Here is a 20,498-nt window from a genome sequence, read left to right as displayed (position 1 = left end):
GGAGAATTCGAGTCTCCGGAGAGGCGGCGCCGCCGGTCCGGACCCGTCGGCGTCGCGCGGCGGACTCGATGTGGTGCTGACGTTTGCCCCTGGGAGGACATCGCCTATGCGCTTCGATCGTCTGCTCGCCGGAACGGCCCTCGCGCTGGTTCTCGCCCTCGGCACCGCAAACGCCCAGTCCGCACCCGATACGCCGGCCGTCGCTCCGGCCGCCTCCGCGGCCGATGCCGTTCCGCCGACCGAGCCGGCCCCGCTCGCCGTGACGCCGGCGGACCTCGCGCCGGCCGATTCGACGCCGGCCGCCGTCGCCCCGACCCCGACCCCGACCCCGACGCCCGAGCCGCAGCCGCTCGCCGCCGCGACCGCGCCCGATGCCGTCCGTGTCGAGGCGACCGCGGCTCCCGTCACGACGCCCGAGGTGGCGACGCCCGACACCGCCGCCGTCCCGGCGACCGCGCCGGCCCCGGTCGCCGTGACGCCCGCCGATGTGACGCCGGCCGACACGACGGCGCCGAAGGCCGCGACCGCGACGCCGCCCGCCGCCGAGCCGGCCACCGGTTCGGTGCCGGCCGCCGTCGCCGCTCCCGCCGGTCCGACGGCTCCGGTCGTGAGCCTCGACCAGCAGGTCGGCGAGAAGCTCGCCGATCTGCTCTCCAAGAAGGGCGACCGCCGCTTCGACGCCAAGACCCGCGCCTCGCTCGAGAGCTTCTATGCGGCGCGCGCCAACGGGCCGGTGTGGACGAGCGAAGGCGCCGTCAATGCCCGGGCCAAGGCCGTGATCGCCCAGCTCGGCCAGGCCGAGGCCGATGGCCTCGACGCGGACGATTATCCGGTGCCGACCCTGAAGGCCGACGCGACCGCCGACGAGGTCGCCGACTACGAGATGAAGCTGACCCAGTCGGTGCTCGCCTACGCCAAGCACGCCGCGGTCGGCCGCATCCACTGGTCGCGCATCAACGGCGACGTGGTCTACTACCAGAACCCGCCCGAGGCGGCCGAGGTGATGGGCAAGCTCGTCTCGGTGAAGGGCGAGGACGCCGGCGCGGCGCTCGACGGCTATCAGCCGCAGCACGCCCATTACAAGGCGCTCAAGGCGAAGCTCGCCGAGGCGCGCGGCCTCTCCTCCGACACGAGCAAGCGCATCGGTTACGGCCCGGCCCTCAAGGTCGGCATGGACGACGCGCGGGTTCCCGAGCTGCGTGAGAAGCTCGGCGTCGGCGGCACCGGCACGGCCTACGACAAGACGCTCGCCGAGGCCGTGAAGGCGTTCCAGAAGAAGAAAGGCCTCAAGCAGACCGGCGTGTTCGACGCCGCCGCGGTCGACGCCCTCAACGGCCCGCGCAACGAGCGCACCGCCGACGTGATCCGGGCCAATCTGGAGCGCTGGCGCTGGGTGCCGCACGATCTCGGCAAGGCGCACGTGATCGTCAACATCCCGGAGTTCGTGCTGCGCGTCTACAAGGACGACGCCATGCTGTGGACCACCCGGGTCGTCGTCGGCAAGCCCGGCAACCACGCGACCCCGCTCCTGTCGGAGACGATGAAATACATCACCGTCAACCCGACCTGGAACGTGCCGCCCTCGATCGTCTACAACGAGTATCTGCCGGCCCTGCAGCAGGATCCGACCGTGCTGTCGCGCATGGGCCTCAACGTGTCGCGCAACCGCGACGGCTCGATCCACATCTCGCAGCCGCCCGGCGCCGGCAATGCGCTCGGCCGCATCCGCTTCAACTTCCCCAACAAGTTCCTGGTCTACCAGCACGACACGCCGGACAAGCACCTGTTCGCACACGAGCGGCGCGCCTACAGCCACGGCTGCATGCGGGTGAAGGATCCGGACAAGTACGCCGAGGTGCTGCTCGGCATCACGCTGCCCAAGGAGGGCTACACGGCCGAGCGCATCCGCCGCATGTACGGAACCTCGGAGACCAACATCAACTTCCCGACGCCGATCCCGGTGCATCTCACCTATCAGACCGCGTCGGTCGACGAGACCGGCAAGCTGGTGCTGCGCGAGGACATCTACGGCCGCGACCAGCGCCTGATCGCGGCGATGAAGAGCGACGAGCGCAAGGTCGCCGACCAGCCGACGGCCGAGCGTCGCGTCGCCTCGTCGGCGCCGCGTCGTCAGGCCGTGCAGCTTCCGCAGGAGCAGCCGCGCAGCGTGTTCCCGTTGTTCAACCTGTTCCGTTGACGTCTCGCGCCGGACGCGAAGCGCCGGCGACGGGATCACGACCGTGGTGCGCGATGGCCGGGCCCGTCCCGGCCGTCGGCGTTTTCAGGGGGCTGACGTTCGGCGACGGCGGCGGGGACGCTCACGATTTGGCAAGACTTGTCCGGGGCGGCAAGACTTGTCCGGGGCGGCAAGACTTGTCCGGGTCAGCAAGACTTGCGCCAGGTCGGGAGAACTGTTCGTTCACGACGAGTCGCGGATTTCGCATTGCACCATCAGACCGAGAAGCGCTTCGGAGTCTCCGGTAAAATACTAGCGCGATCAAAAATTTAGAGAGGCGTGGCGCGGCCGTGACAGGCGGCTTCTTTTCGCCATACTCACGGTTTAGTGAACAGACTGTGATGGGGAGAGGGGGGACGCAGAGCTGCGTCGGCCGATCCCGAGAAAGACGAGAACTGCCCTGTCGTTCGACCGATCACGGGGGTGAGGTCGAGCGACGCGCTCCGCGGACACCGTTCGCGGAGACGTCGGAGCATGGTCTGAATGGGATCGCACGTGGCTCTGAGCGGCGTCCGCCGCGATTCGGCGACCGGCACGGTGCTCCGCGCCGGTCGCCGAATCGGCCTCGCCGCCGTGATCGTCGTTCTCGGCTGCAACGGCCTGCAGACCGCGGCCGCCAACGGCGACACCCGCACGCTGACCTTCCACCACACCCACACGGGCGAGAATCTCACGGTCACGTACCGGCGCAACGGCCGCTACGACGCCGACGCGCTGAAGAAGATCGACTGGGTGATGCGCGACTGGCGCCGCAACCAGTCGATCAAAATGGATCCGGCCGTGATCGACGCCGTGTGGGAGCTCACCCGCGCGGTCGACGGCGACACGGTCGACATCATCTGCGGCTATCGGGCGCCGGCCACCAATTCCATGCTGCGCTCCCGCTCCGGCGGCGTCGCCAAGGAAAGCCAGCACATGGTCGGCAAGGCGATCGACCTGAAGGTGCGCGGCGTCTCGCTGGAGAAGCAGCGCGCCGCGGCGCTCCGGCTGCACCGTGGCGGCGTCGGCTACTATCCGGGCTCGCAATTCATTCACGTCGACACCGGCGGCATCCGCCACTGGCCGCGGATGACCTACGATCAGCTCGCCAAGGTCTTCCCGGACGGCCGCACCGTCCATGTGCCGTCCAACGGCAAGCCGCTGCCCGGCTACGAACAGGCGCTCGCCCAGCTCCAGTCGCGTGGCGCGTCGACCGCGGTGGCGTCGCTCGACGCCGGCTCCGCGCCGAAGCCTGCGAAGAGCCTGATCGCCTCGCTGTTCGGCGGCAAAGACGCCGAGGAGGCCGAGGATACGGCCCGTGCGGCTGCTCCGGCCGCCGCCAAGCAGGCCGCCGCCAAGCAGGCCGCCGCGAAGCCGATCACCCCGGTCCCGGCGCGTGTCCAGGCCGCCCGGGCCGAGCCCGCCAAGATCGAGCCCGCCAAGGCCGAGCCTGCCAAGATCGAGCCTGCCAAGATCGATGTCGCCAAGACCGATGTCGCCAAGACGGAGCCCAAGTCTCGGACGGTCCGCGTCGAGGTCGCCCGGCCGGCGGTCGCCCGCACCGCGGTGAAGCCCGACCCGGCTCCGTCACAGCCGGCCGGCCCCGAGATGTTCTCGCTCGCCTCGGCGTCGAGCACGCCGGTGCGGCTCGCCGGCGCCGGCGACATGCCGATCGAGAGCACCGCGGTCGCGGTGCTGGGCGCCGAGCCGCCGCGTCCGCCCGCCGAGATGGGGGCGACCACGGCGGCCGTCGATCCGATGGCCCCGGTCGGCCGCGAGCGCACCCCGAGCCAGACCGGTTCGCTCTACGCGCCGAACCGCACCTCCGGTACCCGCGATTCGTCCGGTCGCGACACCGCAGACCGCGTCCCGCTCGAGCTCGCCCTCGCCTACGCGTCCGAGCCGTCCCGTCGGGCCGCCGCCGAATCGCCGGTGCGTCCCGCCGCGATGGGCTCGCTCGTCGATCGTGCCCGCCTGCCGGCCGACGGTTCGCCGCTCGCCGTCGTGAAGAAGACCGCGGCGCGGGTGCCGACCGGCCGCGGTGGCGATGCGCCGGTCGGCTCGACCGCCACGACCGCGGTGGTGACGGTGAAGCCGGGCATGCGCTTCGACGATCCGTGGCTGCGCGCCGTGATGCTGTCGCCCAGCCTGCACTCGGCCATGACGGTCACGGTCTACGGGGATCCCGATTACGCCGAGCTGCGCAGCCTGATGGGCAAGCCGCTCGGCTCGCTGGTGATGAGCTTCGGCGCCGAGCCCTATCCGGGGCTCGCCTCCGACCGCTTCGGTGGCGGCGCCGTGGTGTTCCTCGCCACCGTCTCGTTCGGCCGCACCGCGTCGCTGCGCTGAGCCCTGGCTGCGTCGAGCCCTGCCGTCGCGGATCGCGACGGGGCGTCGAGTCGCCCCGTCGGACCGTGTCGCGAAACCTTCAGATCGTCTGATTGTAGGCGCCGACCTCCGGGTGGGTGCGCAGCACGCCGTCGACGGCGGCGAACATGTCGCGCATCCGCGCCTCCGAGACCGGGCTCTCGACGACCACGACCAGCTCCGGCTTGTTGGAGGAGGCGCGCACCAGCCCCCAGGTGCCGTCCGCGACCGTGACCCGGACGCCGTTGACCGTGACGAGATCGCGGATCGTCTGGCCGGCCACCGGCGCGCCTTTCGCCTGCGCGTCCTTGAAGTGAGCCACCACGGCGTCGACCACGCCGTATTTCGTCTCGTCGGCGCAGTGCGGCGACATGGTCGGCGACGACCAGGTCTTGGGCAGCGCGTCGCGCAGCGCCGACAGGCTCTTGCCCGGATTGCGGTCGAGCATGTCGCAGACCGCGAGCGCCGAGACGAGGCCGTCGTCGTAGCCGCGGCCGAACGGCGTGTTGAAGAAGAAGTGCCCCGACTTCTCGAAGCCGACCAGCGCTTTCAGCTCGTGGGTGCGGCGCTTCATGTAGGAGTGGCCGGTCTTCCAGTACTCGGTCCTCGCGCCGTTTCCGATCAGCACCGGGTCGGTGGCGAACAGGCCCGTCGACTTCACGTCGACGACGAACTGCGCGTTCGGGTGCAGCGCGGAGATGTCGCGCGCCAGCATCACGCCGATCTTGTCCGCGAAGATCTCTTCCCCCCTGTCGTCGACGACGCCGCAGCGGTCGCCGTCGCCGTCGAAGCCCAGCCCCACGTCGGCGCCGTTCGCCACCACCGCGTCGCGGATGGCGTGCAGCATCTCGAGGTCTTCGGGGTTCGGATTGTAGCGCGGGAACGTGAAGTCGAGATCGGTGTCGAGCGGCACCACGTCGCAGCCGATCGTCTCGAGGACCGCCGGCGCGAAGGCGCCGGCCGTGCCGTTGCCGCAGGCGCAGACGACCTTCAGCTTGCGCGTCAGCGGCGCGCGGTTCGTGAGATCGGCGATGTAGCGCTCCGGAAACCTCTCGACGAAGCGATACGACCCGCCGCCCACCAGATCGAAGTCGGCGGCGAGCACGATCTCCTTCAGCCGCGTCATCTCCTCGGGTCCGAAGGTGAGGGGCCGCGCCATGCCCATCTTCACGCCGGTCCAGCCGTTGTCGTTGTGCGAGGCCGTCACCATGGCGACGCAGGGCACGTCGAGATCGAACTGCGCGAAATAGGCCATCGGCGTGATGGCGAGGCCGATGTCGTGCACGGTGCAGCCGGCGGCGAGCAGGCCCGACACGAGCGCCGTCTTGATCGACGCCGAGTAGCTCCGGAAGTCGTGACCGGTGACGATCGACGGTGCGACGCCGGCGCGGCGGATCAGCGTGCCGAGTCCCATGCCGAGCGCCTGCACGCCCATCAGGTTGATCTCTTTCTCGAACAGCCAGCGCGCGTCGTACTCGCGAAAGCCGGTCGGCTTCACCAGCGGCAGCGACTCGTAATCGTAGGTGTTGGGCGACAGGGCAGGGCGGGGGACGGGGAACATGAGAACCTATGTCGTGAGAAGTCGAACAAGGATGCGGCGCCGTTTTTCCCTCTCCCCGCGCGCGGGGAGAGGGTGGCTCGCCGCCTCGCGGCGAGACGGGTGAGGGGGCGTCTCGACGCAGCAGAGACCCTTCGATTCGCGGAAACGCCCCCTCACCCGGACCGCTTCGCGGCCCGACCTCTCCCCGCAAGCGGGGAGAGGTGAAAAGCATCACGCCGCCGCCGTGCTCTCGCCGGCCAGTGCGGCGGAGACGATCGCCTTCGCCTCCGACACGATGGCGTTCAGGTGGACGGCATTTCGAAAACTCTCGGCGTAGATCTTGTAGATGTTCTCGGTGCCGGAGGGACGCGCCGCGAACCAGCCGGCGTCGGTCGTCACCTTGAGGCCGCCGATCGGCGCGCCGTTGCCGGGCGCGTTGGTCAGCTTCGCCGTGATCGGGTCGCCGGCGAGCGTGCTCGCCGTCACGGCGGCGGGCGACAGCTTCCCGAGCCTCGCCTTCTCTTCGGGCGTCGCCGCCGCGTCGATGCGGGTGTAGTGGGGCGCGCCGAATTTCCGGGTCAGCGCCTGATAATGCTCGCCCGGATCCCGGCCCGTGACGGCCGTGATCTCGGCCGCCAGCAGATCCATGATCAGCCCGTCCTTGTCGGTCGTCCAGGTGGTGCCGTCGCGGCGCAGGAAGCTCGCGCCGGCGCTCTCCTCGCCGCCGAAGCAGGTCGAGCCGTCGACGAGGCCCGCCACGAACCACTTGAAGCCGACCGGCACCTCCGAGAGCCTGCGGTCGAGGCTCGCCACCACCCGGTCGATCATGCTCGACGAGACCAGCGTCTTGCCGACCGCCGATGTCGCCGGCCAGTCCTCGCGATGGGTGAGCAGATATTGGATGGCGACGGCGAGATAGTGGTTCGGGTTCATCAGGCCGACGCCCGGCACCACGATGCCGTGGCGGTCGGCGTCGGTGTCGTTGCCGAAGGCGACCCGGTACTTGTCCTTCAGCCCGACCAGGCTCGCCATCGCGTGCGGGCTCGAGCAGTCCATCCGGATCTTGCCGTCGTGGTCGACGGTCATGAAGGCGAAGCGGAAGTCTACGCCCTTGTTGACGATGTCGATATCGAGTCCGTAGCGCGCGTTGATCGGTTCCCAATAGGCGAGCCCGGCGCCGCCGAGCGGATCCACGGCGAGCTCGAGGCCGGCCGCCTTGATGGCGGCCATGTCGACGACCGCGTCGAGGTCGTTCACGTAAGGATGGACGAAGTCGTCCTGCCGGGTGGTCTCGGCGGCGAGCGCGCGCTCGTAGGGGATGCGCCTCACGTCGCGATTGCCGTCGCGCAGCAGCGCGTTGGCGCGGTTCTCGATCCACTTGGTCGCGTCGGTGTCGGCCGGTCCACCGTGCGGCGGATTGTACTTGAAGCCGCCGTCCTCGGGCGGATTGTGCGACGGCGTGATCACGATGCCGTCGGCGAGATGGTCCGTGCGGCCACGGTTGTGGACCAGGATGGCGCGCGAGATCACCGGCGTCGGCGTGTAGCCGTCGCCCTGCTGGATCACCGCCGTGACGCCGTTCGCCGCCAGCACCTCGAGGGCGCTCTTCTGAGCCGGGCCGGAGAGCGCGTGCGAGTCCTTGCCCATGAACAGCGGACCGTCGATGCCCTGCGCCGCCCGGTACTCGCAGATCGCCTGCGAGATCGCGAGGATGTGGGCCTCGTTGAACGACGAGGCGAGCGAGGTGCCGCGGTGGCCGGAGGTACCGAAGGCGACCTTCTGGGTCGCGTCCGACACGTCGGGCATGCGCTCGTAATAGGCGCGGTCGAGGCGGTCGAGGTCGACCAGCAGCTCCGCGGGCGGCAGCTTGCCGGCGAGGGGCGAAATCGTCATCGGGCGGTCCCTGGTGGGCGCGGACGGGGTCCGGCGGAAATGCCGGCCAATCTACTGCGCCCCGGCCGGTTTGGCACGCGGGGGATTTTTCGGGGAGTCATCCCGGGGGGGCGGACCTCGCGGTCGTCCCGGGCGTCCATCCTCTCCCCGTCATCCCGAGGTGCTCGCGAAGCGAGCCTCGAAGGATGCGGCCGCGGCGTCTCGGCCGTCGCCCTTCGAGGCCCGGCTTCGCCGGGCGCCTCAGGGTGACGGATCGAAGGTGCGACCTGGGCGTGACGAGCTCGCCTCGCCTACCTCTCGATGATCAGCCGGCCGTGGCGATGCTCGAAGCGCACCCGGGACAGATACGACATGCCGAGCAAGTTCTCCGACAGGGCGCCGTCGGGCAGCACCAGGGCCGCCACGTCGTAGACCACGATGCCGCCGACATCGACCCGGCCGATCCGGGTCGGCGCCGCCATCACGGTGCCGTTGGCGGTCGAGACCCGCGCCGTGAACTCGGCGGCCCGCGGTCGCACGCCGAGCCGGCCGGCGTCGCTCGCCTTCAGAGCGATCACCGAGGCGCCGGTGTCGACCAGGACCGACAGGCGGACGCCGTCCAGATAGGCGGTGGTCTGGAAGTGCCCGCGCGCGTCCTTCAGGAGCGTCAGGCTGCCGCCGCCTGGGTCGGTCGGCGTGGCGGCCTTCGCCGGCGTGGCGGGCGCCGGGTTGGCGGTCGCGTCGAGATAGAGCTTCGGCAGAGTGGCGCCGAACGCCAGCGCCAGAAGCGCGAAAACGATGATGCTGCGCATCGCGGCGAGCCCCGGAGACTGTCCGGGCGGAGTGAAGCACGCCGCGATGAGCGGCGGGCTAACGCAGCCGGCAGGTTCTCCGGCGATGGCGAACGGAGCGTTGCCGCGGCCGCGACGATCTTATCGACCGGCGATCGCCGGCCGGGGGCTCGCCCCGCCTCAATGCATCACGGCGCGGGCGGCCTCGGCGAGCGCCTGGGCGGTGTCGGCGGCCGTCCCGGTCGCTGCTTCGCCCGCCGGAGCCCCGGTGCGGTCCGCCGCCCCGGCCCGGGCGACATAGCGCAGGCACTGCTGCTCGGCGTCGTAGCCGAGCAGGATGCCCAGCATGAAGTCGTGCTCGGCCGAGAGGTCGCACAGCGGCCCGGACATGAAGCGCTGCACCGCCGTCACGGCGGCCGGCCGGCCGAACACCACGTTGAAGCGCGACCGGCAGGCGGCGTGCACGTGGTGGGCGACGCCGGACGCCACCAGCCGCTCGACGATCGGCGTCACCGCCTCGGCATTGACCGTCATCAGCACCAGCGGTCGCACGCCCTTCGACAGCTCGTAGAGGTGATGGCGGAAGATGCCGAGCGTGGCGTTCAGAGAAGCTGGCTGATCCATGCCGTGATCCTCTTGTCGGATTTCGACGATTCGCCGTCCTCGTCGAGCGCCAGCCCGACGAACTTGCCGTCCCGCTCGGCCTTCGAGGCCGTGTAGTCGTAGCCGGCCGTCTCGGTGAAGCCGACCACGACGGCGCCTTTGGCGATCACCTGGTCGTAGAGCAGGCCCATGGCGTCGACGAAGCTGTCCGGATAGCTCGCCTGGTCGCCGGTGCCGAACAGCGCGACCGTCTTGCCGGCGATGTTCGCGGCGGCGAGCTTGTCGAGCCCGCCGAACTCCCAGTCGGTCTGCAGGTCGCCGGCCCCGTAGGTCGGCGAGCCCAGGATCAAGAGGCTGCAGGACTCGAAATCGGCCGTGGTCGCCTTCGCGACGTCGATGGCCTTGCCCTGGACCCGCTTGGCGATGCGCGCCGCCACGGCCTTGGTGGCGCCGGCATCCGATCCGAAAATCACGTTCACGCTCATGGTCGGTCTTCGACGGGGGTCGGTCGACAGGATCCCGGCCGAGCCAGGGGCGGCGGCGGGGCGGTTGCGTACCGGAGTACGGGCCGGACGCTAACGCGGGACGGCGTCCCGCGTAAACAAGAAATCCGTATCGGAACAGTAGATTGGAGAAATGACAGAGTTCCAGGAAAATCCATCGCTCTTTCGATGTCGTAAAAATAAGACATTCTCGACATCGATATCGCTTTGATACGCCGCGATGATCGGCGCCGTCTCGATTCGATCAGAATTTCGACCGCCTCCAAAGTGAACGATCCTGTCGGGATTGGCCGAAGACCGACATGCGGTCCGGCGGTCCCGGACCGCGCAACTGGCCGCCGAGCGGGGCGCCGGATCGGCCATGCTTTGCCTCGCCGCGCCGCGCCCCCTACGATGCCGCCCGCACCGGGTCTCACGGGCGAGCCCGGGGCCCGGACTTGGAAGGACCGCTGCTGCAATGACCGCGACGACTGTGACGAAGACCTCGGCCGCCCCGACGACGGTCGATCTCGGGGCGCTGCCCGAGTGGAACCTCGCCGACCTCTATCCCGGCATCGACTCGGCCGAGGTGAAGCGCGACCTCGACCGCGCCCGCACCGGCTGCGTCGCCTTCGAGGAGGCGTTCAAGGGCCGGCTGGCGACGCTCGCCGCGCAGCCCGACGCCGGCCGCGCGCTCGCCGACGCGATCAAGCAGCTCGAGGAGCTCGACGACCTGCTCGGCCGCCTGATCTCCTATGCGAGCCTCGTCCATGCCGGCGACACCACGGATCCGGTGCGGGCGAAGTTCTACGGCGACGTCCAGGACCAGATCACGGCCGCCTCGTCGCACGTCCTGTTCTTCGCGCTCGAGCTCAACCGCATCGACGACGCGCTGCTCGAGACCGCCATGCGGGATCCGATGCTCGGCCACTACCGACCGTTCATCGAGGACGTCCGCAAGGAGAAGCCGTATCAGCTCGAGGACCGGGTCGAGCAGCTCTTCCACGAGAAGTCGGTGACCGGCTACGCGGCTTGGAACCGGCTGTTCGACGAGACCATCGCGGGCCTGCGCTTCACCGTGCAGGGCAAGGCGCTGCCGCTCGAGCCGACGCTGACGCTCCTGCAGAATCCGAGCGAGACGGTGCGCCGCAAGGCCGCCGAGGCGCTGGCCGAGACGTTCGGCAAGAACCTGCGCACCTTCACGCTGATCACCAACACGCTCGCCAAGGACAAGGAGATCTCCGACCGCTGGCGCGGCTTCGCCGACATCGCCGACTCGCGGCATCTCGCCAACCGGGTCGAGCGGGAGGTGGTGGAGGCGCTGGTGTCGGCGGTGCGTGACGCCTATCCGCGGCTGTCGCATCGCTACTACGCCCTGAAGGCGAAGTGGTTCAAGAAGGAGCGGCTCGCCCACTGGGACCGCAACGCGCCGCTCCCCAAGGTGGCGACGCCGACGATCCCCTGGGACGAGGCGAAGGACGCGGTGCTCTCCGCCTACGGGCAGTTCTCGCCGCGCATGGCCGAGATCGCCGCGCGCTTCTTCACCGACCGCTGGATCGACGCGCCGACCCGGCCCGGCAAGGCGCCGGGCGCCTTCGCGCATCCGACCGTGCCGTCGGCGCATCCCTACGTGCTGCTCAACTATCAGGGCAAGCCGCGCGACGTGATGACGCTCGCCCACGAGCTGGGTCACGGCGTCCATCAGGTGCTCGCCGCCAAGAACGGCCCGCTGATGGCGCCGACCCCGCTGACGCTCGCCGAGACGGCGAGCGTGTTCGGCGAGATGCTGACCTTCCGCAAGCTGCTCGACGCCATCACCGACCGGAAGCGCCGCCGCGCCATGCTGGCCGGCAAGGTCGAGGACATGCTCAACACGGTGGTGCGGCAGATCGCGTTCTACACGTTCGAGCGCGACGTCCACACCGAGCGCCGCGAGGGCGAGCTGACGGCCGAGCGGATCGGCGAGATCTGGATGAAGGTGCAGTCCGAGAGCCTCGGCCCGGCGATCGAGCTGAAGCCCGGCTACGAGACCTTCTGGGCCTATATCGGCCACTTCGTCCACGCGCCGTTCTACGTCTACGCCTACGCGTTCGGCGACTGCCTGGTGAACGCCCTCTACGCCGTCTACGAGAACGCCCACGAGGGCTTCGCCGAGCGCTATCTCGACATGCTGGCGGCGGGCGGCACCAAGCCGCACGCCGAGCTGCTCGCCCCGTTCGGGCTCGACGCCCGCGATCCGGGCTTCTGGCAGGGTGGCCTCGGCCTGATCGCCAGCATGATCGACGAGCTGGAGGCGATGGAGGGGAAGTAGGGCGGGGCGACGAGCCACGCATACGTCCCTCGTCATGGCCGGGCTCGTCCCGGCCATCCACGCCTTCCCGGCCGAGCCGCCGTCAGACGTGGATGCCCGCGACGAGCGCGGGCATGACGGGCGGCTCGTGGCGGCGCCTTCAATGCATCCGCGGCATGCGCAGGAAGCGCTGGCGGTCGCCCGAGGTGACGCGCAGCGCCAGCATGCGGCCGTCGCGCTGCACCGTGATCGGCACCTCGACCCCGGCGGCCCCGAGCGACCAGATCCGCTTGAACAGCGCGGCGAGCGTGTCGACCGAATCGTCGGCGACCGACAGCAGCACGTCGCCGGCGCGCAGATCGGCGCGCTGGGCCGGGCTATCCTTCGCCACCCCGACGACGACGAGCTTGTCCTCCAGCTCGGTGACGTAGACGCCGAGCCACGGCCGCGCCGGCCGGCTCGGTCGGCCGTGGCGGAGCAGATCGTCGAGCACGGGAGTCAGCAGGTCGATCGGCACGATCATGTTGACGTGGAACACGGTGTCGGGGTCGCGGCGCTGCTCGAGATGCAGCGAGCCGATGCCGACCAGCTCGCCGGCGGCGTTGATCAGCCCGGTGCCGCCCCAGTTCGGATGCGCCGGCGCCGTGAAGATGGCGTCGTCGAGCACGTACTCCCAGTAGCCGGCGAACTCCTGGCGGGCGACGATGCGGGCCGCGACGGCGCGGTGGCGGCCGCCGGCGGCGGCCAGGATCGCGTGCTCGCCGACCAGGAGGTCGGCCGAGCGGCCGAGCGGCAGCGCCGGCACATCGAGCCGGCCGAGCGCCTGGACGAGCCCGAAGCCGGTCTCGTGATCGAAGGCGAGCGGATGGCCCGGCACCACGCGGCCGTCGATGGTGCGCAGCCACACGGCCTCGGCCTCGGTGATCAGGTAGCCGATGGTGAGGACGAGGCCGCGGTCGCCGATGACGACGCCGTGGCCGGCCCGCTCGGTGCCGAGCGTCTCGGCCGTCGTCGCGTCGGCCGGCACCTCGGCCCGCAGCGACACGACGGCGGACAGCGCCCGGTCGAGGTCGAACTTGTAGCCCTCCGCCTTCGGCTGTGCGGCCGGCGGAATCTTCCAGTCCCCGGAGGACGGCATCGGCATCTCCCCTGAGCGATGCCGGAGGCATCGCCGGGCACGCCCGGTGAAGCGGCCCAGCGCCAGATTTAGAGAGCCCTGACGGGGAGGACAATAAGCGGGCCGCGAATGGCCGGGCGGATCGTCGCGTCGCGCGCCCGGACGATCAGGGAGGGCGCGGCGCGTCAGCGCGCCGCGAGCGCCGTGGCGATCGCCTCGATCCGGTTGCGCGAGTAGCTCGGCAGCCCGGCGCTGATCGACGTGCCGGTGTTGAAGGAGGAGTTGCCGGCCAGCACTTGGGCCGGGACCATGTTGCGCAGCACCGGGACGCCCTCGAGCTCCTTGCGCTTCTCGAACAGGTCGCTCTCCACGGCGAGCGCCACGAACATCGAGGCGATGGTGCGGTTCGGGTCGGCCGGGCTCGGCTGCAGCACGGCGAGCACCTTGCCGAACTGCATCACCTGATTGACGTGCACGATGGTCTGCTCCAGCGCCGCCGCGACCGGCGTGTCGACCCCGGTCAGCGTCGCGACGGCGGCCTGGTCGAGATCGGCCGGCGGGACGATCCGCACCTCGCTCTGGAACTCCAGGTGATCGGCGATCTGCTTGCCGGAGTCGCGCAGCTTGTTGAGCAGCATGATGGCGGCCGGCAGCTTGCCCTCGAACTGGTAGCGCGACTGGACGCAGATCGTCGTGGTCGGGCTCTCGCACCAGCGCCGGTCGGGATTGTGGGCCGACAGCCGCGCGTCCTTGTTGGGCACCACCTCGTCGGGGCCGATCAGCCGGTGCTTGATGGCCGGGTCCATCTTCTCCAGCGTCGGCAGCGTGACGAAGCGGGCGAGATCGATGCTGGCCGGCGGCCGGGCGAGCTCGAGCTTCGCCTCGGCGACATACATGTGCAGCTTGCGCTTCACGGTCTTGGCGACGCCGTTGACCGTGGCCGTGACGCTCGGCTCCTCGTAGCCCGCATAGAGCGCGAGCAGCCGCTTCTGCTGAGGTCGCGCGCGGGCCCAGTCGGAGAAGCGGAACAGCCCGGTCTTGGGATCGACCAGGCTGTCGTCGCGATGGTCCGTGAACGCGATGGTGCCGGCCGGCAGCGCGCCGGGCGCGACCTTGGCGATGTCGGGCACCTCCTGGATGCGGAAGCCCGCCGCCGCGGCCGCTCCGACCGTGACGCTCAAGGTCGCAGCCGCCAAAGTCGCAGCCGCCAAAGTCGCAACGAGAATTCGCGCCGAAACGAGACGCTTCGCCGTCATCGGGGTGCTCACGGGATCGCTTCTCACCAATACCTGTCGCGGTCGGCATAGGGATACTGCGGGTCGACCCGCTGGGCCGGATAGTCGCGCCCATAGTAGCGCGGCTCCGCGTTGCGGCCGAGCTGGCCGAACAGGCCGCCCGGGCTCTGCGGCGGCGGCCGCACGCCCTGGCCGTAGGGCGAGCCGTAAGGCGTCCCGTAGGGCTGCGGCCGCTGATAGGGGCTCTGCTGCTGCCAGCCGAACGGGAAGCCCTGGAAGAAGCCGCCGCCGCCCCAGCCGCCGCCATAGCCGTTTCCGTAGGGGCTGCCGCCGGTGCCGTAGCCGTAGAGCTCGCCGTCGTAAGGATCTCGATAACCCTGGCTCGCGACGTCGTAGGACGACACCATCTGGTGCTGGGTGTCGGCGACCTCGCCGGAGCGATCGACCCGGAACCATTCGGTGAAGGCGCCGGCCGTGTTCTGCGGCAGGCGGGTGCCGCTGCGCAGGTCGATCGGCAGCGCGATCAGGCTCTTCTGCGCCTCGCGCGAGGGCGGGGCGAGTGGCGTCTTCTTGGCGACCTTGGCCCACACCTGGTCCATGATGGCGGCGAAGATCGGCACCGCCACCGAGCCGCCGGTCTGGCCGGATCCGAGCGTGCGGCGCTTGCCGTCGGCGTTGTCGTAGCCGACCCACACGGCGATCGTCACGTCATTGGAGAAGCCGACGAACCAAGCGTCGTTCTCGTCGTCGCTGGTGCCGGTCTTGCCGGCGACGTAGGGGGCGAGGCTCGCGTAAGCGCGCGCGGTGCCGCGCGACAGGACGCCCTGCAGCATGCTCTCGAGCTGGACGAAGGCGGCGCGGTCGCCGCCGGCGAGCGCGCGCAGCTCGCCCTTGTGGCGGTAGACGGTCTTGCCCTGCTCCTCGACCTCCTCGACCGCATACGGCTCCGGTCGCTGGCCCTCGTTGGCGACCGCCGCGTAGAAGGCGGCGAGGTCGATCAGCCGCACCGGCTGGGCGCCGAGCACGAACGGGTAGTAGCCGACGCAGTCGCGATAGACCTGTGCCTCGAGCGCCAGCTCGCAGACCTTGGCGAGACTCTGGCTCGGATCGGACGCGATGCCGCCGTCGAGCAGCTGCGCCGTGACGAGGTTCTTGGAGTATTCGAGGCCGAGCCGCAGTGTGAGGATGCCGGAGCCGCCGCCCGAATAGTTCTTCGGCGTCCAGTAGTCGCGCTCGCGCGTCGCGGCCGAGGTGCCGCCGATCGGCGGCAGGGTGATCGGCTCGTCGCGCACCAGCGTGTTGGGCTGCAGGCCCCTGTGGAGCGCCGCCAGATAGGTGAACGGCTTGAACGCCGAGCCGGGCTGGCGGCTGGTCTGGGTCGTGCGGTTGATCTGGCTGAGCGGGTAGGAGAAGCCCCCCGCCATCGCGAGGATGCGGCCGGTCTTGTTCTCCAGCACCAGGGCTGCGCCCTGCACGGTCGGGCGGATGCGCAGATCGGCGCGGGCGCCCTTCCGGCCGTCGCTCGCCTTCACGTAGACGACGTCGTGGAGCGCCAGCGCGCGGCGCGCCTGCGCCGTCACGTTCGCCAGCGGCAGCACACGGCCGTCGGTCAGGCCGACCCGGATGTCGGGACCGGTCTGCACCACCACGGCCGGGCTCCAGTGCACGTCGTAGAGCGGCATGCGGGCGTTCTTCAACGCCTCCAGCCACGGCACGGGGGGCGCGGGCGGCGGCGATGCGGCCTGCGCGGGCGCGGTCGGCTTCGGGGCCGGCTTGGCCTTGGCCTTCTTGCCGCGGGCCTGCGGGGGCGGCGGCGCGGGACCGGGCGCGGGCTCGGCCGCGGGTTCCGGAGCGGCTGCGGTCGGCGGGGCGGTGGGTGGGGCGGCCGCCGTGGGGGCCGCGGCGGCTGCGGTCGCGTCGGCGGCGGCCCGCGCCGCCTGGAGCTTCTGGATGGCGGCCGCGAGGTTCAGCTCCGGCCCGCCGAACTGGGCGCGGCCCGTCGATGCCTCGTAGCGCCACAGGCCCTCCTGCAGGGCCGCCTCGGTGGCCTTCTGCAGGTCGGGATGGATGGTCGACTTCACCGTGGACGAGGCCGCGGTGAGCGGCGACACGCCGGGCAGGCCACGCGCCTCGCGGGCGATGTGGTCGAGCACATGGAAGCCCGAGGTGCGGCTGAGCCGCTCGTAGGGGGCGTAGGCGACGCCGGCGGCGCGCGCCGCGCTCGCCTGCTCGGGGGTCACGAAGCCGTCCTCCTGCATGCGGGTCAGCACATAGGAGAGGCGCTCCTGCGCCCGCGCCGGGTGGCGGTCGGGGCTGTAGTAGGTCGGCCCCTTGGTGAGGCCGGCGAGGGCCGCGCCTTCGGCCAGCGTGAGCTCGGAGGCCGGCTTGCCGAACCAGCTCCGCGCCGCCAGCTCGATGCCCCAGGAGCCGCGGCCGAGGAAGATCGTGTTCAGATAGAGTTCCAGAATCTCGTCCTTCGAGAGAATCTGCTCGACCCGGGCCGCGACGATCACCTCGCGGATCTTGCGCTCGTAGGTGAGGTCGTCGCCGACCAGCAGGTTCTTGACCACCTGCTGCGTGATGGTCGAGCCGCCCTGCGGCCGGCCCGGCCGGGCGAGGTTGCCGACCATGGCGCGGATCAGGCCGCGCTCGTCGATTCCCTTGTGCTGATAGAAGCGCTTGTCCTCGGCGGCGACGAACGCCTCGCGGACATGCTTCGGGATCTCGGCGAGCGACACGGAGACGCGGCGGTTGTCGGGCTCGAACACCTCGGCGAAGCGGCCGCCTTTCTGGTCCAGGATCGTGGAGGTGCCGGCCGGCTTGTAGCCCTTGAGCTTCTTGTGGTCGGGCAGGTCGGCGACGGCCTTGTTGTACCAGTCGACCACGGCGCCGATGTCGGCCGGCGAGTCGGCCACCGTCTCGTTCTTGCAGAGCTGCTTGTAGAGCGGCGGCAGCGCCTTGAAGTCGAGACCCTTGAACGCCTTGATCTCGCCCGTGAAGGCCTGCGGATCGTCGAGCGCGGTCGAGATCAGCCCGTCGATGTCGATCGACTCGATGTCGAAGGCCTTGCGCATATGGGTGCAACCGTCGCGCAGGATCTGCACGACGCGAGCCTGGTCGCGGTCGCGGTCGAACGTCGTCTCGATCGCCTCGGGCCGGGTCGCCACCTGGCTCAACGCCAGGAACGCCGCGAGGAGCTTCACCAGGATCACATCCATGCCACCGGCCCGATTGGTCCGCACCCACACGCGGACAGCGTTACAGATTTAGGCGACTTACAACGGCGAATTTACGGTGGCGTTCCGTCGCGCCGGTGCAAATTTACGGCATCGCAGGGGCTTAGCCCCGGCTGCGGCTCCGGTTTCCGCCGACGAGGTTAACGGCACCCCCGTCGAGGGAGGATGTCGGGCGCCGTCGCCCGGGAGTCACGTCCCCTCGGTCATGTCCGAGGCTTCAGGTGCCTCTCGGCTTCGCCCGGCGGGTGGCGGGGGCGGAGAGCGGATCCTCGGGCCACGGGTGCTTGGGGTAGCGGCCGCGCAGATCCGTGCGAACGTCAGCGTATGAGCCGCGCCAGAACGTCGGCAGATCCTTGGTGATCTGCACGGGCCGGTGCGCCGGCGACAAGAGTTCGACGATCAGCGGCACGCGGCCGCCCGCGATGCTCGGATGCTGGTCGAGCCCGAACAGCTCCTGCACCCTAATGGCGAGCTTCGGCCCCTCCGGGCTCTCGTAGTCGATCGGCACGGTGGAGCCGGACGGCGCGTCGAAATGGGTCGGCGCGTCGTGATCGAGCGTCTTGCGCAGGTTCCACGGCAAGAGGGCGTGCAGCGCGTTGGAGAGCGTGTCGGCGCCGATCTCGCCGAGCGACGTCTTGTCCGTCAGGATCGGCGCCAGCCAGTCGCCGATGGTCGCCAGCAGCGTCTCGTCGGAGAGGTCGGGCCACGCGTCGCCCTCGTGCCGGCGCAGGAAATTGACCCGGTCGCGCCATTGCGCCAGCGCCGACGACCACGGCAGCCGGGCGAGCCCGAGCGTCCCGATGCCTTCGGCGAGCGTCTGGGCCGTCTCGGCGTTCGGCACGATCTTCACGGGCCGCTCGGCGAGCGCGACGGCGCCGAGCCGTCGCGCCCAGCGGCCGCGAAGGCTGGCCGAGCCGGGATCGAACGTCACCTCGTCGCTCTCGACGATGCGGTCGGCGAACAGCGCCTCGATGTCCTCGATCGCGATGGGGGCGGCGAGCAGGACGCGGCTGTTGCCGGCGCTGCCGGCGAGCTCGGCGACGGTGAGGAACGGCGCCCTCGCCAGCGCCGAGGCGGGGTCGACCGTGGCGCCGCGACCGCTCGCCAGCAGCACGCCGCCACCCCCGGCACTCGCCCCGCCGCCGCGCGTCTTCGCCACCCGGTCCGGATAGGCGAGCGCCAGGACGGCGCCGGCCGCCGTGTCGGCGCCGCCGGCGAGGCGGGCGCCGTCCGGCAGGCCGAGGCTGCCGCCGGCGCGGCGTCCCGCGTTCGCCATCTCGGCCCAGCGGCCCGCCATGCGGCGGGCGTCCTCGGCGCGGCGCGAGCGGTCGCGCCGCAGGCCCTCGACGCGGTGGCGCAGATCCGGGTCGGTGCCGCCGAGCCCGCGCTCGGTCAGGACCACGGCGATGTCTGCCGCCAGGGGAGCCGCCCCGAGCCCGGCCGCCGCCAGCACCATGCGGGACAGCCGCGGCGGCAGCGGCAGGGCGCGCAGGCGTTGGCCCAGATCCGTGATCCGCCCGTCCGGCCCGAGCGCGCCGAGGTTTTTCAGCAGCGCCGTGGCTTCGGCGAGCGCCGGGGCCGGGGGCGGATCGAGGAACAGGAGTTTTTGCGGGTCGGTCACGCCCCAGTGGGCGAGGTCGAGCACGAAGCCGGTGAGATCGGCCGCGAGGATCTCGGGTTGGGCGAACGGCTCGAGCGCGGCCGTCTCGCGCTCCTCCCACAGCCGGTAGCAGACGCCCGGCTCGGTGCGTCCGGCGCGGCCGCGGCGCTGGTCGGCGGCCGCCCGCGAGACGCGCACGGTCTCCAGCCGGGTCAGCGCCAGATCCGGCTCGTAGCGCGGCACCCGGGCGAGGCCGGAATCGACCACCACCCGCACGCCCTCGATGGTCAGCGAGGTCTCGGCGATCGAGGTCGCCAGCACGATCTTGCGGCGTCCGGCCGGTGCCGGCGCCACGGCGCGGTCCTGCACGTCGGCGTCGAGCGCGCCGAACAGCGGCACGACGTCGACGGCCGGATCCGTGATCTTCTCGCCGAGCAGCGTCTCGGTGCGGCGGATCTCGGCGGCGCCCGGCAGGAACACCAGGATCGAGCCGGGCTCGGCGCGCAGCGCCCGCAGCACCGCCTCGGCGACCTGCGGCTCCAGATGCCTGCCGGGATCGCGCGGCAGGTGGCGGGTCTCGACCGGGAAGGCGCGGCCCCGGCTCTCCACCACGGGCGCGTCGCCGAGACTTTTGGCGATGCGCGCGCCGTCGATGGTCGCCGACATGACGAGGAGCTTCAGATCCTCGCGCAGACCCTCCTGGGCGTCGCGGGCCAGCGCCAGGCCGAGATCGGCGTCCAGCGAACGCTCGTGAAACTCGTCGAACAGCACGGCGGCGACGCCGTCGAGCGTCGGGTCGTCGAGGATCATGCGGGTGAACACGCCCTCGGTGACCACCTCGATGCGGGTTCTTCCCGAAATCTTCGACCCGAAGCGCACCCGGTAGCCGACCGTGTCGCCGACGTTTTCACCCAGCGTCGCGGCCATGCGGGCGGCGGCGGCGCGGGCGGCGAGCCGGCGCGGCTCCAACACGAGAATCTTCTTCCCCGCCGCCCACGGCTCGGCGGCCAGAACCAGCGGCACCCGCGTCGTTTTGCCGGCGCCGGGCGGCGCCACCAGCACGGCGGCGTCGCGCGTCGCGAGCGCCGCGGTGAGCGCCGGCAGGGCCTCGTCGATCGGGAGGGGGACGTCGAACCGCATCGGGGACATC

The 20,498-nt window shown here is 70.9% G+C and carries 12 protein-coding genes; 3 read left to right on the top strand and 9 right to left on the bottom strand.

Features of this window, described 5'->3' with window-relative positions:
• Positions 1 to 106: 106 nt before the first annotated feature.
• The gene (locus ACFSOX_RS12420; RefSeq protein WP_378478132.1) at positions 107 to 2,197 is read left to right on the top strand and encodes a L,D-transpeptidase family protein; all 2,091 of its coding nucleotides are present in this window, start codon (positions 107 to 109) and stop codon (positions 2,195 to 2,197) included.
• 522 nt (positions 2,198 to 2,719) lie between these two features.
• Complete coding sequence (gene mepK / locus ACFSOX_RS12415) at positions 2,720 to 4,564, top strand: peptidoglycan L,D-endopeptidase MepK (protein WP_378478131.1); 1,845 nt, start codon at positions 2,720 to 2,722, stop codon at positions 4,562 to 4,564.
• A gap of 79 nt (positions 4,565 to 4,643) precedes the next feature.
• Here mepK and ACFSOX_RS12410 read toward each other — a convergent pair whose 3' ends face one another.
• The 5 genes from ACFSOX_RS12410 to fldA form a co-directional block, all read right to left on the bottom strand.
• Positions 4,644 to 6,143 (bottom strand): phosphomannomutase/phosphoglucomutase, encoded by a 1,500-nt coding sequence (locus tag ACFSOX_RS12410; protein ID WP_378478130.1) that lies wholly within the window; start codon positions 6,141 to 6,143, stop codon positions 4,644 to 4,646.
• A gap of 210 nt (positions 6,144 to 6,353) precedes the next feature.
• Positions 6,354 to 8,015, bottom strand: coding sequence for a phosphoglucomutase (alpha-D-glucose-1,6-bisphosphate-dependent) (gene pgm / locus ACFSOX_RS12405; RefSeq protein WP_378478129.1), 1,662 nt, complete (start codon positions 8,013 to 8,015; stop codon positions 6,354 to 6,356).
• 290 nt (positions 8,016 to 8,305) lie between these two features.
• Entirely contained in the window at positions 8,306 to 8,806 is a 501-nt protein-coding gene (locus tag ACFSOX_RS12400) for a retropepsin-like aspartic protease family protein (RefSeq protein WP_378478128.1), read from the bottom strand.
• A gap of 159 nt (positions 8,807 to 8,965) precedes the next feature.
• Positions 8,966 to 9,409, bottom strand: a complete 444-nt coding sequence (locus ACFSOX_RS12395; protein ID WP_378478127.1) for a DUF2023 family protein — start codon at positions 9,407 to 9,409, stop codon at positions 8,966 to 8,968.
• Entirely contained in the window at positions 9,388 to 9,873 is a 486-nt protein-coding gene (fldA, locus tag ACFSOX_RS12390; RefSeq protein ID WP_378478126.1) for a flavodoxin FldA, read from the bottom strand. The genes ACFSOX_RS12395 and fldA overlap by 22 nt, the downstream gene beginning before the upstream one ends.
• Positions 9,874 to 10,348: 475 nt before the next feature.
• Between fldA and ACFSOX_RS12385 the strand changes: the two genes are divergently transcribed.
• Complete coding sequence (locus tag ACFSOX_RS12385) at positions 10,349 to 12,181, top strand: M3 family oligoendopeptidase (RefSeq protein ID WP_378478125.1); 1,833 nt, start codon at positions 10,349 to 10,351, stop codon at positions 12,179 to 12,181.
• Positions 12,182 to 12,320: 139 nt separating this feature from the next.
• On the opposite strand, the gene ACFSOX_RS12380 is transcribed toward ACFSOX_RS12385, so the two are convergent.
• The 4 genes from ACFSOX_RS12380 to hrpB all read right to left on the bottom strand — a co-directional run bounded on the left by ACFSOX_RS12380 (position 12,321) and on the right by hrpB (position 20,488).
• Positions 12,321 to 13,298, bottom strand: coding sequence for a S1C family serine protease (locus ACFSOX_RS12380; RefSeq protein ID WP_378478124.1), 978 nt, complete (start codon positions 13,296 to 13,298; stop codon positions 12,321 to 12,323).
• 164 nt (positions 13,299 to 13,462) lie between these two features.
• Positions 13,463 to 14,458: a hypothetical protein gene (locus ACFSOX_RS12375; protein WP_378478123.1), complete on the bottom strand. Its 996-nt coding sequence runs from the start codon at positions 14,456 to 14,458 to the stop codon at positions 13,463 to 13,465.
• A 98-nt stretch (positions 14,459 to 14,556) separates the two neighbouring features.
• The gene (locus ACFSOX_RS12370; protein ID WP_378478122.1) at positions 14,557 to 17,730 is read right to left on the bottom strand and encodes a penicillin-binding protein 1A; all 3,174 of its coding nucleotides are present in this window, start codon (positions 17,728 to 17,730) and stop codon (positions 14,557 to 14,559) included.
• 235 nt (positions 17,731 to 17,965) lie between these two features.
• A complete protein-coding gene (gene hrpB / locus ACFSOX_RS12365; RefSeq protein ID WP_378478121.1) occupies positions 17,966 to 20,488 on the bottom strand; it encodes an ATP-dependent helicase HrpB in 2,523 nt (840 codons plus the stop codon).
• Between the last annotated feature and the right edge of the window lie 10 nt (positions 20,489 to 20,498).

The sequence above is a fragment of the Rhodoplanes azumiensis genome (genome assembly GCF_042682915.1).
Lineage (GTDB): Bacteria > Pseudomonadota > Alphaproteobacteria > Rhizobiales > Xanthobacteraceae > Rhodoplanes > Rhodoplanes azumiensis.
The sequence above is the reverse complement of the archived record's forward strand: the minus strand, read 5'-3'. Positions and strand labels throughout refer to the sequence as shown.

What these genes read in the sequence shown, in the direction of transcription:
- ACFSOX_RS12420 (WP_378478132.1), top strand. Translation starts at nt 107, where the DNA reads ATGCGCTTCGATCGTCTGCTCGCCGGAACGGCCCTCGCGCTGGTTCTC.
- mepK (WP_378478131.1), top strand. Translation starts at nt 2,720, where the DNA reads ATGGGATCGCACGTGGCTCTGAGCGGCGTCCGCCGCGATTCGGCGACC.
- ACFSOX_RS12410 (WP_378478130.1), bottom strand. Translation starts at nt 6,143, where the DNA reads ATGTTCCCCGTCCCCCGCCCTGCCCTGTCGCCCAACACCTACGATTAC.
- pgm (WP_378478129.1), bottom strand. Translation starts at nt 8,015, where the DNA reads ATGACGATTTCGCCCCTCGCCGGCAAGCTGCCGCCCGCGGAGCTGCTG.
- ACFSOX_RS12400 (WP_378478128.1), bottom strand. Translation starts at nt 8,806, where the DNA reads ATGCGCAGCATCATCGTTTTCGCGCTTCTGGCGCTGGCGTTCGGCGCC.
- ACFSOX_RS12395 (WP_378478127.1), bottom strand. Translation starts at nt 9,409, where the DNA reads ATGGATCAGCCAGCTTCTCTGAACGCCACGCTCGGCATCTTCCGCCAT.
- fldA (WP_378478126.1), bottom strand. Translation starts at nt 9,873, where the DNA reads ATGAGCGTGAACGTGATTTTCGGATCGGATGCCGGCGCCACCAAGGCC.
- ACFSOX_RS12385 (WP_378478125.1), top strand. Translation starts at nt 10,349, where the DNA reads ATGACCGCGACGACTGTGACGAAGACCTCGGCCGCCCCGACGACGGTC.
- ACFSOX_RS12380 (WP_378478124.1), bottom strand. Translation starts at nt 13,298, where the DNA reads ATGCCGTCCTCCGGGGACTGGAAGATTCCGCCGGCCGCACAGCCGAAG.
- ACFSOX_RS12370 (WP_378478122.1), bottom strand. Translation starts at nt 17,730, where the DNA reads ATGGATGTGATCCTGGTGAAGCTCCTCGCGGCGTTCCTGGCGTTGAGC.
- hrpB (WP_378478121.1), bottom strand. Translation starts at nt 20,488, where the DNA reads ATGCGGTTCGACGTCCCCCTCCCGATCGACGAGGCCCTGCCGGCGCTC.